Genomic DNA, 20,773 nt, shown 5'->3' on the forward strand with positions numbered 1-20,773 from the left:
AACCACATTATATTATTTGGGCGAAGCCATTTTTTGTTTGCTAAAAACTGTTTTTTAATCGTTTAAGGGCAACCAAAAGAAAAATGTACTTCCTTTTCCTACTTCACTTTCCACCCAAATCTCACCTTTATGTGCTTCTATAAGCTCTTTACAGATAGCGAGTCCTAGTCCAGAACCTTTTTTATCTGTATTTTCATCTGAGTTAGGAACTTTAAAGTATTTTTCGAATATCTTTAAATGATAAATTTCATTGATTCCCCTTCCTTTATCACTTACAGAAAATACAATACCTCTATTATCAGGGTAGATACTCAATTTTATTTCTGATTTTTGAGGTGCATAATATATTGCATTCGTCAAAAAATTAATGATTACCCATTTTATTTTATCTATATCTGCAAGAAACACAGGTAGATTTAGAGCAATATCAGCCTCCAAACTCAAAAACTTCTGTTCTGAAGATACTCTTACTGCCTGCAATACATGATTTATTAACTCATCAACTTCGATAGGCTCTAGGTTTACTTTTATTTTACCAGATTCAATTTGAGATAACTGCAAAATCTCTCCAGTAAGAGCAAACAAACGTTCGGTAGCTTGTTCTATATCTCCAACTAAATCAGTTTGATCTTCATTAAGTTCTCCTAGTCTTTTATCTTTTAATAAACCTAAACTAAGTCGTGTTGCAGCCAAAGGAGTTTTGAGTTCGTGAGAAATAGTAGCTATAAAATGTGTTTTGGCAGCGTCCATTTCTGTAAACTTTGTTACATTTTTGAGAAGAACAATAAGTCCTGAAAGCTCTTCTGTTTCAGGCAAACTCATGACTTGTCTGGAGAAAAATAAATCTCGGTCTGCTGATGGAACTTTAATTGTTTTTTCTGCGAAGAGTTGTCCTTTTTCCGTGTCCATTAAGTCTATCATTACATGATAAAGGACATCATTATTGACAAGTAAATCAGGGATATAAACATCAACAGCTTCTTCAGAAGACATGTCAAGCAAAATTTCGGCTACTTGATTTACAAAAATAATCTTGTTATCTGCACTTACACCAATGATTCCGTCTTGTAGATGCTCAATGATTGCTTCTGTTCGTCTTTTTTCTATTAATACTTTTCCTAAGTTTAAGCTTTCAAATTCAGCTATTTTACTTGACATTTTATTGAAAGAAGTTGCTAGTTTTGCAAACTCATCTGTCGAACCTACGTGAAGACGTTTTGTATAATTTTTATTACTCATTTGCTCAAGAGCTACATAAAGTTCATTCAGAGGCTTTGTCAAATAAATGGGAAAGTAAAATATAAACCCTACTGTAATCAAAACACAAATACCACCAATGATAGCCATATAAAGTAAAGCATCTTCCGTACTTTTTTGTATAAAACTATTTTTTTCTGTGATTTCATTTTGATTTATTTCTCTAAGTTTATCCAAATGCTCTCTTACAGGAAGAAAATTCAGTCGCAGCTTATTATAATACAAATCCATATTTGGCAACTCAACACTAGTATCTTTCCTTGTTTCATCAAACTCTTTTACTAGTTTCGAATATCCATTAGAAAGAGAATCTAAATATTTTTTTTCTTTTTTATTTCCAATAATAGAATATAATGAGTCAATATACATTCTTACTACTATATCTGATTTTTTATATTTTTCATAATTAAACTCTTGGTTTGCTACATAACGCAATTGAGAAGACGAAACTACTTGAAACCCCTCTGTAAGATCTCGAATGAAGAATATAGTTTGATAATTTTCATTAAGAATCTTATCAGACGAACTAGAAAGACGTGTTAGATAAAACACAGCTACTCCACTAATAAGAATAATAATTCCAAGTAAAAAAAGTAAACCAATAGTGATGCGTGTTCGAAGAGAAGATTTGAGTCCCATTTATTAAAACAGATAAAGAAAAAATGTACCTGAAAATTGAATAGCTAATCAGAGTGTTTTTGTCAAATTTAATTAAATTATAATATTTCTACTTAATATACAAAAAATAAGAGGTGCTTTTATTTTTTCAGTAAAAACTTTCGTCTTAGTTAAAAACATATTAACTAACAAACTTGTTTTGAAAATTTTAAAATAAATAATTTAATACAAACATCTGATTATCAAATTCTCTATCAAGACTTTAACTTGATTAGAATTAGTTTACTCAAACTCTCCAAAAATTGTTACTTTTGCATATTCAATACCTAATCGTTTTTCAATTCGTCTAACACAAACTATGGAAATCACGACAACCGAAACAGCACAAAAACTAGGACTTACAGCAGAAGAATTTATCAAAATTGAAGAAATACTGGGAAGAAAGCCCAATTTTACAGAGCTAAGTATTTTTTCTGTTATGTGGTCAGAACATTGTTCTTACAAAAATTCTATTGTTTGGCTCAAAACGCTTCCAAAAAAATCAGATAGAATGCTCGTAGAAGCAGGAGAAGAAAACGCTGGTTTGGTAGATATTGGAGATGGTTTGGCATGTAGCTTTAAAATAGAATCACACAATCATCCATCAGCATTAGAACCCTATCAAGGCGCAGCAACAGGTGTAGGGGGAATAAATAGAGATATTTTTACGATGGGCGCACGTCCGATTGCACAACTTAATTCGCTTCGTTTTGGAAATATCAGTTCTGCCAAAACACAATGGCTTGTTCGTGGTGTAGTAAAAGGAATTGGAGATTATGGAAATGCTTTCGGAATACCAACAGTAGGTGGAGAAGTTTATTTTGATGAATGTTATAATGTAAACCCTTTGGTAAATGCTTTTTCGGCAGGAATTGTAGAAACAGATAAAATTGCTTCTGCTATTTCGTTTGGCGTAGGAAACCCAGTATATATTGTAGGTTCTGCAACAGGAAAAGATGGAATACATGGAGCTTCATTTGCCTCAAAGGATATTTCAGATGATTCTATAAAAGACCTTCCAGCCGTACAGGTAGGCGACCCTTTTCAAGAAAAACTACTTTTAGAAGCAACTTTAGAAGCCATTGCCACAGGACATTTGATAGGAATCCAAGATATGGGAGCAGCAGGAATCACTTGTTCGACTTCTGAAATGAGTGCAAAAGGAGAACACGGAATGAAAATCTATTTGGATAAAGTTCCGACAAGACAAAAAAACATGCAGCCTTTTGAGATTTTGCTTTCAGAATCACAAGAACGTATGCTTATTGTTATCAAGAAAGGAAAAGAAGCCGAGCTACAAGCTATTTTTGATAAATGGGACTTGAATTGCGCTCAAATTGGAGAAGTAACTGATACAAAAAGATTAGAGTTTTATGTAAATGATGAACTAGTAGCTGATGTTCCTGCCGATGATTTAGTTTTGGGTGGTGGTGCGCCAGTGTATCATAGAGAATATACAGAACCAGAATATTACAAAGAATTTCAGCAGTTTCAGATAGATGAAATAGAAGAGCCAGAAGACGAAAAATTACCAGAAATAGCTAAATTCTTAATTGGACATCCAAATATTGCTTCTCGTCGTTGGATTGCAGAACAGTACGATTCAATGGTCGGAACGGCAAATACATCAACGAATGAGCCTTCTGATGCTGCCATTGTAAACGTAAAAGGAACAAACAAAAATATTGTTATTTCGGTAGATTGTAATTCTCGTTATGTAAATTCAGACCCTGAAAAAGGAACAACAATAGCTGTTTGTGAAGCTGCAAGAAATATTGTTTGTAGTGGTGGAGAGCCTGTTGCGATTACAAATTGTCTGAATTTTGGAAATCCATATATTCCAGAAGTATATTGGCATTTTGTAGGAGCGATAAAGGGAATGAAAACAGCTTGTGAAAGATTGGGTACGCCAGTAACAGGTGGAAATGTAAGTTTTTATAATCAGTCTTCTGATGAAGGACCTGTTTTTCCTACTCCGACAATCGGAATGTTAGGTCTTTTGGAAGATATTAATCTCAAAATGACTCTTGATTTCAAAAATGAAGGCGATATTATTTATCAATTAGGAACATCAAGAAATGATATTTCTTGTTCGGAATATTTGTACTCGTATCATAATTACAAAGCCTCTCCTGCTCCTTTTATTGATTTGGAAGAAGAAGCAAAACTTCAAGAAACGATTTTAGAGCTTATCAAAAACAAACTTATCGTTTCTGCTCACGACATTTCGGACGGTGGGCTTTTCGTAACGCTTACAGAATCTGCAATGGCAGCAAATAAAGATTTAGGTTTTTCTGTAAAGACTACTTCTCACAAAGTCCGTAAAGATGCTTTTTGGTTCGGAGAAAGTCAGAGTAGAGTAGTTGTTTCGGTTTCTAAAGATAAGAAAGAAGAGTTTGAGACAATGCTAAATAATCAGAATGTAGCTTTTTCAGAGCTTGGAAGTGTAGTTTCTGAAAAAGTATGTCAAGTAGATGGAAATATTTGGCTGTCAGTTGATGATGCAAAACAAGAATTTGAAGCTACTTTACCGAAGTATTTGAATTAATTTTTTGTATAACAGACTTCCCAGTCTGTTGAATTTAAAGTAAAACAAAAAGGATATGGAATTTTTTATGGTTCTGTATCCTTTTTTTTATTGCAAAAATAATTTAACGGACTACAACCAATTGAAAGTATCAGCTATTGTTTCATGAACCTTCTGCATAGTTGTTTCGTTTATCATTCCTATTTTTTTTATAAATCTATCTTTATCGTTATAGATAGGCTGTACTTGCCAACAATCAACAGCAAATATTTTTTCTAGGTTAGGATTATCATTATTTTCTATTTTTACTATTGATTTTGATGAGATATAATCTTCTTTCCAATCAATAAGAGGCAAAACGGCTATAAATGAAAATGAAACTCCTACGGTAGTTATTACTGCAAATACCATTTTGTCTTTTTCATTTTTAATAATTTTGGGTAAATTGACTAGCCATATTTCTCCTTTTTTCATGCTTTATAAAAGTTTAGTGCCTCTAAAATAGCTTTTGTATAAAAAATAAGACTTAAAATACAGAAGATTTGTTGAATCTCCAATCATTATAGCTAATCAAAAAAATGGAAATACTGAAAAAACCTGCAAGGAGTATATGAATTAAGATTTTTAATTTTGATGTTTTTATTAGATGGATTATAAAACACAAAATAAAACCAAAAAACTTATGAACTTCAGAAAAGCCACAAAAGAAGATATTTCAATAATCGTAGAAATGATTGCTGATGACGAATTGGGAAAAAAGAGAGAAAACTTTCAGAATCCTCTACCACAAGAATACATAAAAGCATTCGAAGAAATAAATGCTGACAAGAATCAAGAGCTAATTATAGTCCAAGACGAGAATAATGAGATTATAGGAACTTTACAACTCTCATTTATCCAATATTTAACTTATCGTGGTGGAATTAGAGCGCAAATAGAAGCTGTTAGAATCCGAAAAGACAAAAGAGGAATCGGACTTGGAAAAACAATGTTTGAATGGGCTATTAATAGAGCAAAAGAGCGAAATGCACATCTATTACAACTCACAACAGACAAACAAAGACCACAAGCTATTAAATTCTATGAAGATTTGGGTTTTAAAGCGACGCACGAGGGAATGAAAATACACTTTTAGCAAAAAAAGGCTACAGAATTTAAAAACTCTGTAACCTTTTTTATTAGAAAATTTTACCTCAATAAAACATCAAGAGTTTCTATTTTTTCTCAAACCACTTTTCATAAACTTTTTGCTGTTTTTTAGAAGGATTATCTATTTTATCAATTCTATATCCTTTTGTATCATCAGCTTCTAATTTGATAGTTAGTGTTTGCAAAAGTCCATCACGAGCAATCAATAAAACGACTTCTTCGCCTACGCCTTTGTATTGTAAAATCTCTGCAAGTTCGCCATTCGAAGTAACTCTAAAGTTATCTGCTGCAATAATTTCATCATTTACATTCAAACCTTGCTTGTAAGCTGCGCCATCTCGCTCTGTACTTCTTACTTTTAAGTTTCCTCCACTTTCAGAAGTTCTTATTCCTAAGGTTGCTTTTGAGGTGTTTTCAGAAACCATAAGTTTAAGACCAGCATAACCCAAATAAGTCGCATAATCTGGCACTTGAGTTCCATAAACTACATTATCAAAAAATGATTTGAAAGGCTTTCCTGCAATAATTCCTACAGCTGCCTGAAACTCTTCATCTGTATAACCTCTTTTCTGTTTTTTGTAATATTCATTATACAAATAACGCATTACATCATCAAGATTTTTCTTAGCATCCGTACTTTCAATAATCATTAAATCCAACATCGCAGCATAAACACTTCCTTGTCCATAATACGAAACCGTCGTATTTCCAGAATTTTCATTTGGGCGATAGGCTTTTATCCACGCATCAAAACTTGCTTCTGTAACTGGCTGAACGTGTCTTCCTTTTTTATTTTCTGCTGCCGAAATATTTCCAGAAAGTGTATTTAGATAATAATTATCATCTACAAAACCTGCTCTAGTCAAAAGCAATTCGTCATAATAAGAAGTAAAACCCTCAAAAATCCAGAGCAAATTAGTGTGTTGTTCTTGTGTATAATCATAATTGGTAAGCGCAAAAGGACGCAAACGCTTTACATTCCAAAGATGAAAATATTCGTGAGCTACCAAACCCAAAAAGCCTAAATAACCACGCTGAGTTCCATACGACATTCTATCGACAACCAAACTAGTAGAGTTGAGGTGTTCTAATCCACCACCACCACGAGCTGAATTATGAACAAGAAATTTATAATCTTCTGCTGGATTTTCGCCCCATACTTTTGTTGCAGCTTCTACTACTTTAGCCATATCTTTTGTGATTTTGGCTTCATCATAGTTTCCTTTTCCATACATCACAACTGAATGTTTTACACCTGCTGCTTCAAACTCTAAGATTTCTTGATTACCAATTTCGATAGGAGAATCTGCCAAAATATCATAATTTGGAATTTCAAAAATATTTTCTTTTCCATCCTTATTTTTTAACGATGTAGAAATTGTTTTCCAATCATTTGGCTTTTCGATTTCTAAGGTTGCCTGTTCATTTTTCATTCCATCTACATACATAAAAATACTTGTAGGAATAAGTGCAGCGTGAGAAGCATCAATAAAACTTGTTCTTACAGAATGCTCAAAACCATAGACATCATACATAATTTTGACACTTGATTTGCCGTTAGTTTTAACTCTCCATACATTTTTTGAGATTTTCTCAATATCAGAATCAGATTTTACGCTCTCTAAACCTTTAGCAAATTCACGAATGAGGTACGACCCTGGAGCCCAAACAGGCATTACAAAATCGATACTTTCTTTGTCTTTAATTTCATTTACCTCAATTGTAACACTCGTATAATGTGTTTGAGGAGCAGGAAACTCTATTTTATAATTTATTTTTTGAGAAAAACTTGAAAATGAAATACTTGTAAAAAGTAATACTAGGAGAAATACTGATAAAACAGTTTTAAAATTTCGGAATAACATATTGATTAGGTTAGTTTCGAAACCCTAAAGAGCTTCCTTTAGAGTTTAAATAATTGAAAACGATAGAACAAGTAGGCAAGTTAAGTGTTTTTTTTTATTCTATATTTTTAAAAAAATCAAAAATTCCCATTTTTGAAATTAAAAAAATAGGTCAAAGAGAGTGTAAAGTCACACATTTTATTTTTGTGCGTTCGTTCTAAGTAACTACAAACAGGTTCTTCTTCAACAATTTCATTTGTTATTCTTAATATCTATCAATATCATATATTTTATTAGTTTCATACATTTGTTGTATATCTTTTTTAGACATCATATATAGCGATTCTGCATAATTTGGATCTATGTCTATATCACTAATACCTGATGCTTTGTTTGTTTCATATTCATTCTGAACTACTAGAATACTGTCTTTTGATACTTCGATTACTTTGAAAGTGCTATACATTCCTACTTCAGTAGTGTATTTATAAACATCATTTTTTTGAGGAGTTTTTAAATAAGATTTAAAGTTTTGTTCGCTTTGGTAATCTGAATAAGCTATACCACCAATTAGAAGAGCAATAAGAAGTAAGCCTATAAATTGCCATGCTGGAGTAGTAGTTTCTTTTTTTAGTTCTTGCGATTTAGTTTTAAGCTGCTCAGGTACATTCTTTTTATCCAAAACCTCTTGGCAATTTTGGCATTGCATAGCGACTGTTTTTCCAAAAGGAAATAAAGGAATCCAAAAAATATGAGCGTGTCTAGAATATGCACTCATAATAACAGAATCTTCTGATTTGCAAATAGGACAAACAATTCCTTTTGGTTGTTCTGTTTTTAGATGTTTTGAGCCTGTTCCGTAAATTAGCATAAGAAATAAGTAAGTTTGAAGTAAATTATAATCAGACAAAGCTAACAAGAACTTGAATTAAAATAGTTCATTTCATATAAAGTAATTTCAAAATGAAAAACTCCTCTATTTTCAAACAATGAAAACAAAGGAGTTTTTTAATACTCAAAGTTATTAAAAAGCTTTTCTTTTTCGATTTTCCTTATTTTTAGATACTTTTTTATTTCTCTATTCAAAAAGCCTCCTTGGGCAGTAAAAATACGTAGTCAAAACGTTTTGACAGGATTATAAATAGATTTTCCATAAAGAGAAGAAGGATAAAATATAGCTGTCTTATTTTCAAAATAATTCCAGTTTACTCTATCAAAATGATAATTTTTATCTAACCAATTCTTTACTATTTCATAATTTCTAATACCAAATAGATTGAAACAATTCTTATTTCCAAAGACATCTAAAAAAGTTACAATGTCTATTGCTTCTCCTGTTTTTTCATCAATATAAAATGCTACTATTTCTATTTCAGAAATATACATTTTCCAATATATTTCCTCCCTGCCAATAAGGCAAATAGAATCTTCATTGATTTGCAAATACTCATAGTATTCTCTTACCGTTTCCACAAACTATTATTTTAAGATAAATAGACAAAATGGATAATTTCTTATGTTATGATTAAGAAATTATCCATTTTCAACTTTTCACTCTCAATTATCTCTACACTTTATTAATAGCTACTTTCTGCAAAATTCCATCAATGATATTTCGTGTTGTGATTCCTTCTGCTTCTGCTTCAAAATTAAGGATAATACGGTGTCCGAAAATATCATAAATTACTTCTTTAATATCTTCTGGAATTACATAATCTCTTCCCTCCATAAATGCCATTGCCTTTGCAGCACGATTGAGCGCAATACCAGCACGAGGTGAAACGCCAAACTGAACATATTTTGCTTCTTCTTTTAAGCCATAATCTTTAGGAAAACGACTTGCAAAAATAAGCTCTACTACATACTCTTCAAGCTGTTCATTCATTTTTACTTGATTGATGGCTTCACGAATTGCAAAAACTTCATCACTAGAAAGGACTGGATTTACGTCTTCTTTATAATTCGTATTTGCCATACGACGCATAATTTCTAATTCCGATTTTTTATCTGGATAGGTAATAAAAACTTTCATCATAAAACGATCGACTTGTGCTTCTGGAAGTGGATATGTTCCCTCTTGATCGACTGGATTTTGTGTTGCCAATACCAAAAATGGCTTATCCAACTTAAAAGTAGTTTCTCCAATCGTAACTTGACGCTCTTGCATCGCCTCCAAAAGTGCAGCCTGTACCTTGGCAGGAGAACGGTTGATTTCATCAGCAAGAATGATATTTGAAAAAATAGGTCCTTTCTTTACCTCAAATTCCCCCTTTGTTTGGTTATAAATCATTGTTCCGATAAGGTCAGCAGGAAGAAGGTCTGGCGTAAACTGAATACGTTGGAAGCCTAAATCTAATACTTTTGCAAGTGTATTGACTGTCAAAGTTTTGGCAAGACCAGGGACACCTTCTAAAAGTACGTGTCCTTGTGTAAAAAGTCCAATCAAAAGACGATTGACCATATAACGCTGTCCAACGACAACTTTTCCCATTTCTGTATAAACCTGTTCTATTTTAGCCCTAAGTTCTTGATTATCAGCAGTCATATTATTTGAGTAGTGAACAGTTACAACTGTTCTTTTTTAAATTCCTATATTTTTTACTCTGACAACTTGGAAGTTATCAGCTACATGTACAAAGATTTGTTTAAAAATTGTATTTTGCAAATCCTAATCATTTCTTTCTGTTTTCTTTTAGTTTCTTTTCAGAAAGATAACTAATAATTAGCTATCTTTTGTCAATCCATTTTTTTTTAAGAAATTTGCATAAATAAATTTAGAAGTTAGATTTTAGAAATTAGAATTTAACATCTTAATACAATACAACTTACTTTCCAATCTCTCTCTTGCAAAAAAATACTTCTCAATCTCTTCTTGAAAGGGTAAAAGAAACCCAAACCGAACCTACAAAGGCTTTTCAACGATTGCTTTTTGTAATGGACGACCTACGTCAGAACTGTCCTTGGGACAAAAAACAGACCTTAGAATCACTTCGTTACCTTACGATTGAAGAAGTATATGAACTTTCTGATGCTATTCTTTCTCAAAAAGACCAAAAGGATAAATCTGAAATAAAAAAAGAATTAGGAGATTTGATGTTGCATTTGGTTTTTTATTCCAAAATTGCTTCTGAAACTGATGATTTTGATATTACTGATGTTTTGAATTCTGTTTGTGAAAAACTTATTCATCGTCATCCTCATATTTATAGTGATGTAATTGCAGAAACCGAAAAGGAAGTAAAGCTAAATTGGGAAAGAATTAAATTACAAGAAAAAAGTAATTCTGATAATTCAAATTCTGACCAAAAAACAAAAAGTCTTTTTGAGGGTGTTCCCAAATCTATGCCTGCACTTGTAAAAGCAATCCGAATTCAAGAAAAAGCTCGTGGAGTGGGTTTTGACTGGGATAAGGCAAGTGATGTTTGGGAAAAAGTAAAAGAAGAAGAACAAGAACTCTTTGAACATATTGATACTTCAAATGACGAAGTTCATAAAGTAACTAATCAAGAAGAAGCCGAACAAGAATTTGGAGATTTACTTTTTTCGATGATTAATTATGCTCGTTTTTTGGGTATAAACCCTGAAAATGCACTTGAAAAAACAAATCGCAAATTTATCAGTCGCTTTGAGTTTTTGGAAACAGAAGCATACAAAGACGGAAAAAAACTAGAAAAAATGACCTTGGCCGAAATGGAAAGTTATTGGCAAAAGGCAAAAAAAATATAACCAATAAAATAATAATTCAAAACCCTAAGGGTCTTGAAGCCCCTTAGGGTTTACTGGAAAATAGGGAAATAATACATAACACATGGAACTAACTACACAAGCTATTGCCAATTTGGTAGGTGGAAAAGTGGAAGGAGATGAGAAGGCAAAAATCAATACGGTTGCCAAAATACAAGAAGGTACAGTAGGTGCGATTGCTTTTTTGGCTAATCCAAAATACGAAAATTTCATTTATGAAACACAAGCAACGGCTGTTTTGGTAAGTGAAACCTTCGAAGCCAAAGAAACAATTTCTACTACACTTATTCGTGTTCCTGATGCTTATACAGCTTTTGGAAAACTACTTGCAGCTTATCAACAAATGACACAGATGAAAAAAGTAGGCATCGAAAAACCTTCTTTTCAATCTAGCACAAGTGATTTGGGCGAAGATGTGTATTTGGGAGCATTTAGTTATGTAGGTGAAAACACGAAGATAGGAAATAACGTAAAGGTTTACCCCAACTCATACATTGGAGATAATTGTAAGATAGATGATGATACAATTATTTATGCAGGAGTAAAAATCTATTCTAATACTCAAATCGGTAAAAACTGTGTCATTCATTCAGGAGCAGTTTTGGGAAGTGATGGTTTTGGTTTTGCACCTCAAAAAGATGGTTCTTATGAGCCTATTCCTCAAATCGGAAATGTAATTTTAGAAGATAATGTCAGTATTGGTGCAAATGCTGCCATTGATTGTGCTACAATGGGCTCTACGCTCATCAAAAAAGGTGTAAAGATTGATAATTTGGTTCAGATTGCTCATAATGTTCAGATAGGACAAAATACTGTCATTGCTGCACAAAGTGGCGTTTCTGGTTCTTCTGAATTAGGAAAAAACTGTATTTTGGCTGGACAAGTAGGAGTAGTCGGGCATATAAAAATAGCCGATAGAGTAACCGTAGCAGCACAAAGTGGTGTTTCGAAAAGTTATAATAAAGAAGGAGGAAATCTTTTGGGTTCTCCTGCCAACGAACACCAACAACAAATCAAAAACTTTGTAGTAATGAAAAACTTATCTTCTCTAAAGAAAAAAGTAGATGATTTGGATAGGAAAGTGAATGGATAATTGTGAATGAAATGAATTTAGCAGAATTAGTTTATTTGGGTAATTTTGAAGAAGCAAGTAAGATTACTCTTAAAATATCCCCTCAACAAATTTATGAGTCATTAAGAGAGAAAGCTCATGAAGAAATTGATATAGTTTTTTATGGTTTTTTCGTCCACTTACTCCTTCATAGACCGAAAAAAGATTTGGCTGAATTACACCATAATGTAAGCCTATTGCTTTTTCTAGACTTACGAAGTATTAATGGTGCATATGATTTAGCTGAATACCATATAAAGGAAGCTATTAAATATGACCCAGAAGATGAAGACTATCATAGATATTTGGAACATTTAAAAAGTATTCCTCGTTAATACCTCCGTTCAGCTTGGAATTGAATAAAATTGTTAAGCGTAGCCCCTCCAAGTCGATTTGATTCTGTGGTGGCAACGTTGTAAAATTTAAGTGAAAAATATAATTTTTGCAATTTAAAATTGCCTTTTTTACGTTGATAAAATCACGTTGTAGGAAGTCTGCAACTACGATTTATCAGCTTGACAAATCTTAGATTTGCAGGTCAAGTAGGTATTTTGTATTTAATTTTCACAAAATTACTTGAAAATATAAGTCTAAGACTTTCCAACTGATAGGGGTAATTTTTTCATAAATTTAATATTCTTATTCAAGAATGATAGGTTTTATTTAGAAACAGAAAATCTCTTCGTTTAGTATATTCAATAGACTGGAATCAACATTTTCAGAAAAGAGAGAATAATTTATACGGGTTTACGTTCTTCTTCAAAAAACGTAAAATTCTAAACTAAGATAAGCCATGAAACTCTCAACAACAACTTTTCTAACGACTGGATTGATACTAATTTCTTTTACCCTCTTTGCTCAAAATAAAAAAACAACATACTATGATAGCCTAGAAAACATTACGACATGGGAAGCCTACTATGGGCAAGTATTTGAAGGGCGTTACACTCCAAGCTACGACAAACAAAAAAATGAAGGTCGTCTTATCAGAACTTCAGAAGAAGAATATCAAGAACAACTAAAGATAACCAAAGAAGGTATCACCACTACTAAAAGAGTAGGAGAAATTTGCCCAGATTTTGAAGTAGAAGATATAGAAGGAAATAGATATAGTAAAGAAGAGCTTAAAGGCAAAATAATTGTACTCAATTTTTGGTTTATTGGCTGTGCTTCTTGTGAGATGGAACTCTCTGCCCTTAATAAATTAAGAAGCCTTTATTCAGATAACCCAGATGTTATATTTCTTTCATTTGCTAAAAATGACAAAGAAAAGTTAAAAGATTTTTTGCCTTCTCATCCTATAAACTATCAAGTTATTCCAACAGAAAAAAAATACATAAAAAAGAATTTTGTATTAAACGCCTTCCCTACACATATTATAGTAGATGAAAAAGGAGTTATTTCTTACTGCGCTGTGGGTACAGGTATTGGCATTTTAGATATTTTGAAGTCAGAGATTGAATCTATACAAAACCGAAATCAGTAACGAGTAGTTTCAGAGTAAAATGTAGTATATATCAACAATTTGTAATTTACCATTCGCATTACTAACCATTATTCAAAAGAAGTTTTTACCTTTGTAAAACTAATAAACTAAGCCTCTTCGTTATTTCTCTCAAAAACTGATAATAAAGTCATACTAGGCTCAATAACTTGTCTTTAAAACTGTATCATACAAAATATGAAAACCAATCAACACACCATAAAAAAATCTGTAACTGTTTCTGGAATCGGTCTGCACACAGGCGTAAAATCTACCATGACTTTTCTACCAGCCAAACCAAACCATGGAATAAAGTTTTGTAGAATTGATATAGAAGGAAGACCTGTCGTAGATGCAGATGTAGATTTTGTAGTTGATGTATCAAGAGGAACAACCATCGAGAAGGGAGAAGCACGAGTAAATACAGTAGAACATACATTGGCTGCTCTCGTCGGCTTAGAAATCGATAATGTTATGATTGAATTAGACGGTCCCGAACCTCCAATTATGGACGGAAGTTCTATCGATTTTATCAATCATCTGAAAGAAGCAGGTTTGGAAGAACAAAACGTACCTCGTAATTTCTTCGAAATTGATACAAGTATTCATTATACAGATGCTGATAACAATATAGAAATTGCTGCTTTGCCATTAGATAATTATCGCCTTACGGTAATGGTAGATTATAATTCGCCTGTTTTGGGAAGCCAGTATGCAGCCTTGAATGATATTTCAGAGTTTGAAAAAGAAGTGGCTAGTTGTCGTACTTTTTGCTTTTTGCACGAACTAGAAACGCTTTATAATAATAACCTTATTCAAGGTGGCGATTTTGATAATGCTATCGTGATTGTAGATAGAGTTTTATCAGATGAAGAGATGGCAAGATTAGCCAAAATGTTTAATAAAGATAAGATAGAAGTTAAGAAAGAAGGAACACTAAACAACGTAGAACTTCGCTACAAAAACGAACCTGCAAGACATAAACTTTTAGATTTAGTTGGAGATTTGGCTCTTGTTGGTCGTCCTATAAAGGCACAAATTTTGGCTGCAAGACCAGGACATGCTGCAAATGTTGCTTTTGCTAAGAAAATCAAGAAAAGAATACAAAAAGCATCAGGCGTTCAGATTCCGAAGTATGACCCAAAGATGCCACCTGTTTTAGACATCAATCAGATTTCGAAAGTGCTTCCACATCGCTATCCATTTTTGCTTATCGATAAAGTTATTTACTTAGATGAAAATTCTGTTGTAGGAGTAAAAAATGTAACGATGAATGAGCCTTTTTTTCAAGGACACTTTCCAGAAAACCCAGTAATGCCAGGAGTTTTGCAAGTAGAAGCAATGGCACAAACAGGAGGAATCTTAGTTTTGAATACCGTTGATGACCCAAATAATTATTGGTCGTATTTTATTGGTATTGATAATTGTCGTTTCCGTCAGAAGGTTTTACCAGGAGATACTGTTGTCTTTAAGTGTGAGCTAGTTGCACCTATCCGTAGAGGAATTGCCAAAATGAAAGGACAAGCCTACGTAGCAGGAAAGTTAGTTTGTGAGGCTGTCCTTACGGCTGGTATTGTAAAAAAAGATTAATCTTAAAAAGATTTTTATTGAAAAATTGAAACGCATTTGCTTTTTTTGGTAAATGCGTTTTTTATAAAATCAAGTGAAATAAGACGAAGCATATTTTTATAAGACAATACAATTTATTATTTGCTTATAAAAAGAGTAAAATTACTTGTTAATCGTTTCTATGAAATATAAATCATTGAATCATCGTAGTATTTTGTTTGAAAGGGGTATTCAAAACTCTCAAATCAGTAGGTAGTTTTGAAATAAAATCACTCCACTCTGGAATAGTATCTCTGTGGATAGTTGCAAAATAATTTATTGTTTTGTTTTTAACGGTAATTCCTATCTGTAACTGGCAAAAAAGGGAATCAATAGCTCTACTGGGATGATATATAATATGATATTTGAATTGTTTTATGTCATCAAAAGCAATAAATGTATTGCTGTTTTTCCTACTGTTGTGATGTATTACTAGACCTCTTCTTTTGTAATCTATATACATAGAAAACTTTGTCTTTGCATTTTCAATCTGTTTTATAGATTTATTTTCTGTTTTGTATGGTAATGAAAAGTTCATTCCAGCAAACACAGTAATCAGTACGCTTACAAGGAATACTATCATTCCTACCGAAAAACTATGTGCAATAGAGCCAATTATTCCTGATAAAAAAGGCAAAAATAACATGAACAACATAGATAAAGCACAACCAAATTGGTCTTCCATAAACATAGGTTTCTTAGCAAACCCAAAAGTCAGTAACTCTCTAGTATATTTGATATTTGCTTGTAAGTATAAGTTTTGTGCTTTAGGTAGAGCCTCTAAGGTATTAGTTTGGTCGCAGTGAGAATCTCCCAAATATTCCCAACTTTCAATAAAAAAAGCAGATTTACATGCAGCACAAATAACAACAGAATGTCCTTCTTCTATTTTTTCGCCTGTAATTGGGTCAGTTCGGTCTTGATTTAGAAAATCTTGATCTTCTGATGTGAGTTTGTGGGTATATTTCATGAAATTGAGAAATGAGCAGGTTAATTTGATTTGTCAAATTCTAAAATGAAGAAATAAAAACTTTTTTCATAGCCGTTAGATTTGTTATATTGCTATTTATATTCTCAAGATAAAAGTAAATAAAACATTCCTAAAAAAAGCACAATGGCAAAAATGAACAAAAAAAGTCGTGAATTTCTCTTCAATTATCTCAATAACTCTTCTCCAACAGGCTACGAACAGAGTGGTCAGAAAATTTGGTTAGATTATATAAAGCCTTATACAGATTCTTATTTCACAGATACATATGGAACGGCTGTGGCTGTTATTAACCCAAAAGCAAAATACAAAGTAGTCATTGAAGCACACGCTGACGAAATTGCGTGGACAGTTCATTATATTACAGATGATGGATATATTTATGTCGTCAGAAATGGTGGTTCGGATGCAGTTATTGCGCCTTCGAAGCGAGTAAATATTTATACAGATAAAGGAATTGTAAAAGGTGTTTTTGGTTGGCCTGCAATTCATGTACGTGAACGTGGAAAAGCTGATACGCTTCCAGAAATAGAAAATATTTTCTTAGATGTAGGAGCAACAAGCAAGAAAGAAGTCGAAGAGTTAGGAATCCACGTAGGCTGTGTAGCTACATTTGAAGACGAACTGATTGATTTGAATGATAAATTTTGGACTGGAAGAGCTTTAGATAATCGTATTGGAGGTTTTATGATCGCAGAAGTGGCACGTAGAATCCATAAAAACAAAGACAAATTAGATTTTGGTCTCTATATCGTAAATGCTGTTCAAGAAGAAGTGGGTTTGAATGGTGCAACGATGATTTCTCGTACTATTGAGGCTGATGTAGCGATTGTTACCGATGTTTGCCATGACACAGCTTCTCCAATGTATAACAAAATCAAACAAAGTGATGTTCGTTGTGGTCGTGGTGCAGTCTTAACGTATGCACCTGCTGTTCAGAACAATCTTTTGAAGCATATTATCAAAGCTGCCGAGAAAAATGATATTCCGTTTCAACGTTTGGCTTCTAGTCGTGCAACAGGAACAGATACTGATGCCTTTGCTTATTCTGGAAAAGGAACAGCTTCTGCTCTTATTTCTATTCCACTCAAATATATGCACACAACAGTAGAAACGGCTTCTAAAAAAGATGTAGAAGCAGTAATTGATTTGATGTACAAGAGTGTAATTAGCCTAAAAGCAGGAACAGATTTTAGATATATAAAGTAGATTTTTCAATAGCTGGTTTGAGTCTCAAGGCTTAAACCAGTTTCTCTAAAAAATTAGGCTTATTTTTTGCAATTTTATTTACTTTCTACTTACTGATAATCAATTGATTAATTAGTCTTGACTTATTATAATCAAATCTTGAATAAATTATAACCAATAGTTGCACATAAATATCACAAAGCCTACAAACAAGCTATGAAACTAAATTCTACTTTACTCCTTTTTTCTATTCTATCAATTTTATTTCTTTCCAGTTCTTTTACTTTTCCTAGTATTGAATCAAAAGACCCAATTCCCATTAACCGATGGGTTTTATTTCAAAAAGAAAATGGTGTAGAGTTTTATATTCAACATAGAAGTTCAATGTATGATACTCGCTACAATACGTTGGTTAGGCTTCGAAATACAAATAGATACGAGGTAAAAGTTAGTTTTACGCCTTCTTTTGGTTGTGAGGGAGAAAGCAAAATGCAATTGCAAGGAAGAATACAGACAGCAGTTTATCCACGCCATTCGGTTACGCTTTTAGCATACCGTCCGTGTCAGGGAAAAATTCCAGAGAGAATAGTTTTTAATTCAATGGATGTTAGAAAACGATAATTTTATGAAAGAAAAACCTAAACTTACTCAAAAACAGACCACAGGCAAAAAAGGAGAAGAACTAGCATTACAGTTTTTGATAGAAAACAAATTTGAAAAGTTAGCGACAAATTATAGAGCAGGGAAAGGAAACGGAATAGGAAGTAATGGCGAAATCGATATTATAGTAAAGAAAGCAAATGTCATTCATTTTATAGAAGTAAAGACAAGAAAAAACGATAATTTTGGCAATCCAGAAGAGTTTGTAAGTGAAGCCCAAGCAAAGAAAATATCTCAAACAGCCGAATTATTTTTAGAGAAATGGGAAGAAGAAAACAATCAAGAATCTACTCATGGATTTAAGGGTTTTATTCAGTTCGACATAATTTCGATTCTTCTTGAAAAGGATATTTTGAAAGAAATTTTACATTTAGAAGATGCTTTTTAAGTAGCTGATAGTTTCCAAACTGTCAGAAAGCAATACTACAACAGTTTGGAAACTGTCGGCTACAATTGTAATTTTACATTCCCTATTTACAAACTCTTCAACAAGTAGATTATACTAATTTAATGTCTAAAAACGACGAACCAACTCCTTCAAACTCTCTCAAGATGTATCTTCAAGAAAACAAGAATACAAATCCAATTGGTATTTTTGATAGTGGAATTGGTGGACTTACAGTAGCGTATGCTGTCAAAGAGCTTTTGCCACACGAACAGATTATCTATTTCGGAGATACAGCGCATTTGCCTTACGGAGAAAAATCTATGGCAGCTTTACAGGCTTATTCTATCAAAGCCGTTGATTTTCTTTTAAAACATCATTGTAAAATAATTCTTTTTGCTTGTAATTCGGCTTCTTCGGCAGCTTTCGAACTTATAAAAGAATATACAGCAACAAAAGCAAAGGTAATCGATGTTATTCAGCCTGTCGTAAATTATGTAGCAACTAACTTTGAAGGAAAAAATATTGGTTTGATAGGAACACGTCAGACCATTAACTCAAATACCTACCTTCAAAAAATAGACAAAACAGACAAAAATATTAATCTTTCATCTGTTGCGACACCTCTTTTAGCTTCAATGATTGAAGAAGGGTTTTTTAATAATACGATTAGTAAGTCAGTTATTGCAGAATATTTGTCTGATGAATCTTTACAGAATATTGAAGGTCTGATTTTGGGTTGTACACATTATCCACTCATTAAAAAAGATATTGATTTATTTTTTAAAGAAAATTTTTCTCAAAAAGTAGAAATTATAGATGGTTCTTTTATTGTCGCAGAAGAAGTTCGTATCTTTTTAGAACAAAATAATTTATTGAATCCTTATTCTACCAAAGAAGATATTTTTTATGTTTCTGACCTTACTAAATCGTTCGAAGAAACGACAAAGATATTTTTCAGAAAAACGGTGGAATTAGAGTTGTATAAACTTTGGGAGTAAGCTTTATAGTTACCAGTAAGTAGTAATCAGTTACCAGTTAAATGCCAATTTCTTATGAAAAATATAATTTTACTTTTCCTTATTTTGGCTTTTACTTCTTGTGCTACTTTTAAGAAAAATTCTTTAAATGAAAATAGGATTTCTTTATCAGAGAATGATTTAAAGAAGTTTGAAGGAACTTTTAAAATTGTAAGTAAAGATAGCTCAGAAAGAAATTTGGACGCATCTTTACTAAAATATTATTCTTTCAGAATATTATCTCTAAAAAAAAGAGTATTTGAAGAGTATGATTGTAAAATAAATTTGAGCTTTCTTGATAAAAATCATCTAAGAGTTGAATTAATAAATGATACAACAATTATAGAATTAAGAGTTTTGAAGTTTAAAGTAAAAGAGAGTTATATAGTTCTCAAAAAAACTAATGAATTTCGTTTTTTTATTTTAATGAATGGCATTCATACAATTAATACAAGAATAGCTTTGTTAGAAAATGAAAACTTAACTATTGATAGTATCTCTTCCTATCTTGGTTTTTTATTAATTTTACCTCTTGGTGACCACAAAAGAGAATACTACGGATTAGAATTTGAAAGAATTGAGTGATTTCGTTTGCCAGTAAGTAGTAATCAGTTACCAGTTAAAGACAAATTTCTTATGAAAAATATAATTTTACTTTTCCTTATTTTGGCTTTTACTTCTTGTCAAAACTATTACCGAACAAAAGAAACAGAGAGAAACGAGATTTTGCGAATTTTTAGAGGTTTTAAAAGTGTTGAAAGCATAAATGTTAAACGCTATAAAAAAGGCTATCGTTATAGTTTTACATCTAAACCATTTGTTTATAATAAAGATGATTATAATGCTCATCAATTTGATAGTCTATTATTTGAAATAGAAGGTTTAGAAAATGCGTCTTCAAAGTTATATTTGGATGATTTTGTTGGTCTAATAATATATGATAAGGAGAAAGATGAAATAGCTATGTGGTTTGAAAATCCAGAAGGTGCTGCATTTCATGATGGACAATGGTTTAGAATCGATAACCCTCATGACATATTTCCTCGTTTTTAATTTTATACCATTGTTAGTGTCCCTGTCCTCATCAACGATAAAAAGTATTACACACAAAAAAACCAATTTCATCAAAAGTGAAATTGGTTTTTTTGTAGCG

20 protein-coding genes are annotated in these 20,773 nt (G+C 32.1%); 13 read left to right on the forward strand and 7 right to left on the reverse strand.

The features are described from left to right. Nucleotides 1-54: 54 nt before the first annotated feature. On the reverse strand, nucleotides 55-1,896 hold the full coding sequence (locus tag WAF17_RS11035) for an ATP-binding protein (RefSeq protein ID WP_338769992.1): 1,842 nt from the start codon (nucleotides 1,894-1,896) through the stop codon (nucleotides 55-57). A gap of 337 nt (nucleotides 1,897-2,233) precedes the next feature. On the opposite strand from WAF17_RS11035, the gene purL reads away from it, so the two are divergent. Continuing rightward, complete coding sequence (gene purL, locus WAF17_RS11040; RefSeq protein ID WP_338769995.1) at nucleotides 2,234-4,462, forward strand: phosphoribosylformylglycinamidine synthase subunit PurL; 2,229 nt, start codon at nucleotides 2,234-2,236, stop codon at nucleotides 4,460-4,462. A 111-nt stretch (nucleotides 4,463-4,573) separates the two neighbouring features. Here the strand turns inward: purL and WAF17_RS11045 are convergent, their stop codons facing one another. Then, a complete protein-coding gene (locus WAF17_RS11045) occupies nucleotides 4,574-4,915 on the reverse strand; it encodes a type II toxin-antitoxin system PemK/MazF family toxin (RefSeq protein ID WP_338769998.1) in 342 nt (113 codons plus the stop codon). A 208-nt stretch (nucleotides 4,916-5,123) separates the two neighbouring features. On the opposite strand from WAF17_RS11045, the gene WAF17_RS11050 reads away from it, so the two are divergent. After that, the gene (locus tag WAF17_RS11050; protein WP_338770002.1) at nucleotides 5,124-5,576 is read left to right on the forward strand and encodes a GNAT family N-acetyltransferase; all 453 of its coding nucleotides are present in this window, start codon (nucleotides 5,124-5,126) and stop codon (nucleotides 5,574-5,576) included. Between the two features lie 79 nt (nucleotides 5,577-5,655). Here WAF17_RS11050 and WAF17_RS11055 read toward each other — a convergent pair whose 3' ends face one another. The 4 genes from WAF17_RS11055 to WAF17_RS11070 form a co-directional block, all read right to left on the reverse strand. Beyond that, nucleotides 5,656-7,455: a PDZ domain-containing protein gene (locus tag WAF17_RS11055; RefSeq protein ID WP_338770005.1), complete on the reverse strand. Its 1,800-nt coding sequence runs from the start codon at nucleotides 7,453-7,455 to the stop codon at nucleotides 5,656-5,658. A 244-nt stretch (nucleotides 7,456-7,699) separates the two neighbouring features. Continuing rightward, nucleotides 7,700-8,305, reverse strand: coding sequence for a zinc-ribbon domain-containing protein (locus WAF17_RS11060; protein ID WP_338770007.1), 606 nt, complete (start codon nucleotides 8,303-8,305; stop codon nucleotides 7,700-7,702). A 245-nt stretch (nucleotides 8,306-8,550) separates the two neighbouring features. Then, nucleotides 8,551-8,907: a hypothetical protein gene (locus tag WAF17_RS11065; RefSeq protein WP_338770010.1), complete on the reverse strand. Its 357-nt coding sequence runs from the start codon at nucleotides 8,905-8,907 to the stop codon at nucleotides 8,551-8,553. A 94-nt stretch (nucleotides 8,908-9,001) separates the two neighbouring features. Further along, nucleotides 9,002-9,979 (reverse strand): MoxR family ATPase, encoded by a 978-nt coding sequence (locus tag WAF17_RS11070; protein WP_338770013.1) that lies wholly within the window; start codon nucleotides 9,977-9,979, stop codon nucleotides 9,002-9,004. A gap of 299 nt (nucleotides 9,980-10,278) precedes the next feature. Here WAF17_RS11070 and mazG point away from each other — a divergent pair, with 299 nt between their 5' ends. From mazG to WAF17_RS11095, 5 genes are all read left to right on the forward strand, one after another. Beyond that, nucleotides 10,279-11,160 (forward strand): nucleoside triphosphate pyrophosphohydrolase, encoded by an 882-nt coding sequence (gene mazG / locus WAF17_RS11075; protein ID WP_338770016.1) that lies wholly within the window; start codon nucleotides 10,279-10,281, stop codon nucleotides 11,158-11,160. Between the two features lie 82 nt (nucleotides 11,161-11,242). Then, on the forward strand, nucleotides 11,243-12,271 hold the full coding sequence (gene lpxD, locus WAF17_RS11080; protein ID WP_338770019.1) for a UDP-3-O-(3-hydroxymyristoyl)glucosamine N-acyltransferase: 1,029 nt from the start codon (nucleotides 11,243-11,245) through the stop codon (nucleotides 12,269-12,271). An 11-nt stretch (nucleotides 12,272-12,282) separates the two neighbouring features. Then, nucleotides 12,283-12,624, forward strand: coding sequence for a hypothetical protein (locus WAF17_RS11085; protein WP_338770022.1), 342 nt, complete (start codon nucleotides 12,283-12,285; stop codon nucleotides 12,622-12,624). Between the two features lie 458 nt (nucleotides 12,625-13,082). Then, on the forward strand, nucleotides 13,083-13,775 hold the full coding sequence (locus tag WAF17_RS11090; protein WP_338770025.1) for a TlpA disulfide reductase family protein: 693 nt from the start codon (nucleotides 13,083-13,085) through the stop codon (nucleotides 13,773-13,775). A 195-nt stretch (nucleotides 13,776-13,970) separates the two neighbouring features. Beyond that, a complete protein-coding gene (locus WAF17_RS11095) occupies nucleotides 13,971-15,362 on the forward strand; it encodes a bifunctional UDP-3-O-[3-hydroxymyristoyl] N-acetylglucosamine deacetylase/3-hydroxyacyl-ACP dehydratase (RefSeq protein WP_338770027.1) in 1,392 nt (463 codons plus the stop codon). 172 nt (nucleotides 15,363-15,534) lie between these two features. Here the strand turns inward: WAF17_RS11095 and WAF17_RS11100 are convergent, their stop codons facing one another. After that, nucleotides 15,535-16,350: a hypothetical protein gene (locus tag WAF17_RS11100; protein WP_338770029.1), complete on the reverse strand. Its 816-nt coding sequence runs from the start codon at nucleotides 16,348-16,350 to the stop codon at nucleotides 15,535-15,537. 153 nt (nucleotides 16,351-16,503) lie between these two features. On the opposite strand from WAF17_RS11100, the gene WAF17_RS11105 reads away from it, so the two are divergent. The 6 genes from WAF17_RS11105 (at nucleotide 16,504) to WAF17_RS11130 (ending at nucleotide 20,673) form a co-directional block, all read left to right on the forward strand. Beyond that, a complete protein-coding gene (locus WAF17_RS11105; RefSeq protein WP_338770179.1) occupies nucleotides 16,504-17,577 on the forward strand; it encodes a M42 family peptidase in 1,074 nt (357 codons plus the stop codon). Between the two features lie 195 nt (nucleotides 17,578-17,772). Continuing rightward, on the forward strand, nucleotides 17,773-18,177 hold the full coding sequence (locus WAF17_RS11110; protein WP_338770032.1) for a hypothetical protein: 405 nt from the start codon (nucleotides 17,773-17,775) through the stop codon (nucleotides 18,175-18,177). 4 nt (nucleotides 18,178-18,181) lie between these two features. Then, nucleotides 18,182-18,604, forward strand: a complete 423-nt coding sequence (locus WAF17_RS11115) for a YraN family protein (RefSeq protein WP_338770035.1) — start codon at nucleotides 18,182-18,184, stop codon at nucleotides 18,602-18,604. 122 nt (nucleotides 18,605-18,726) lie between these two features. Then, complete coding sequence (murI, locus tag WAF17_RS11120; RefSeq protein ID WP_338770037.1) at nucleotides 18,727-19,602, forward strand: glutamate racemase; 876 nt, start codon at nucleotides 18,727-18,729, stop codon at nucleotides 19,600-19,602. Nucleotides 19,603-19,656: 54 nt separating this feature from the next. After that, nucleotides 19,657-20,205, forward strand: a complete 549-nt coding sequence (locus WAF17_RS11125; RefSeq protein WP_338770040.1) for a hypothetical protein — start codon at nucleotides 19,657-19,659, stop codon at nucleotides 20,203-20,205. A gap of 51 nt (nucleotides 20,206-20,256) precedes the next feature. Continuing rightward, the gene (locus WAF17_RS11130) at nucleotides 20,257-20,673 is read left to right on the forward strand and encodes a hypothetical protein (RefSeq protein WP_338770043.1); all 417 of its coding nucleotides are present in this window, start codon (nucleotides 20,257-20,259) and stop codon (nucleotides 20,671-20,673) included. Nucleotides 20,674-20,773 lie beyond the last annotated feature (100 nt).

The organism is Bernardetia sp. ABR2-2B, from assembly GCF_037126435.1.
In the GTDB taxonomy this organism is placed as follows: domain Bacteria; phylum Bacteroidota; class Bacteroidia; order Cytophagales; family Bernardetiaceae; genus Bernardetia.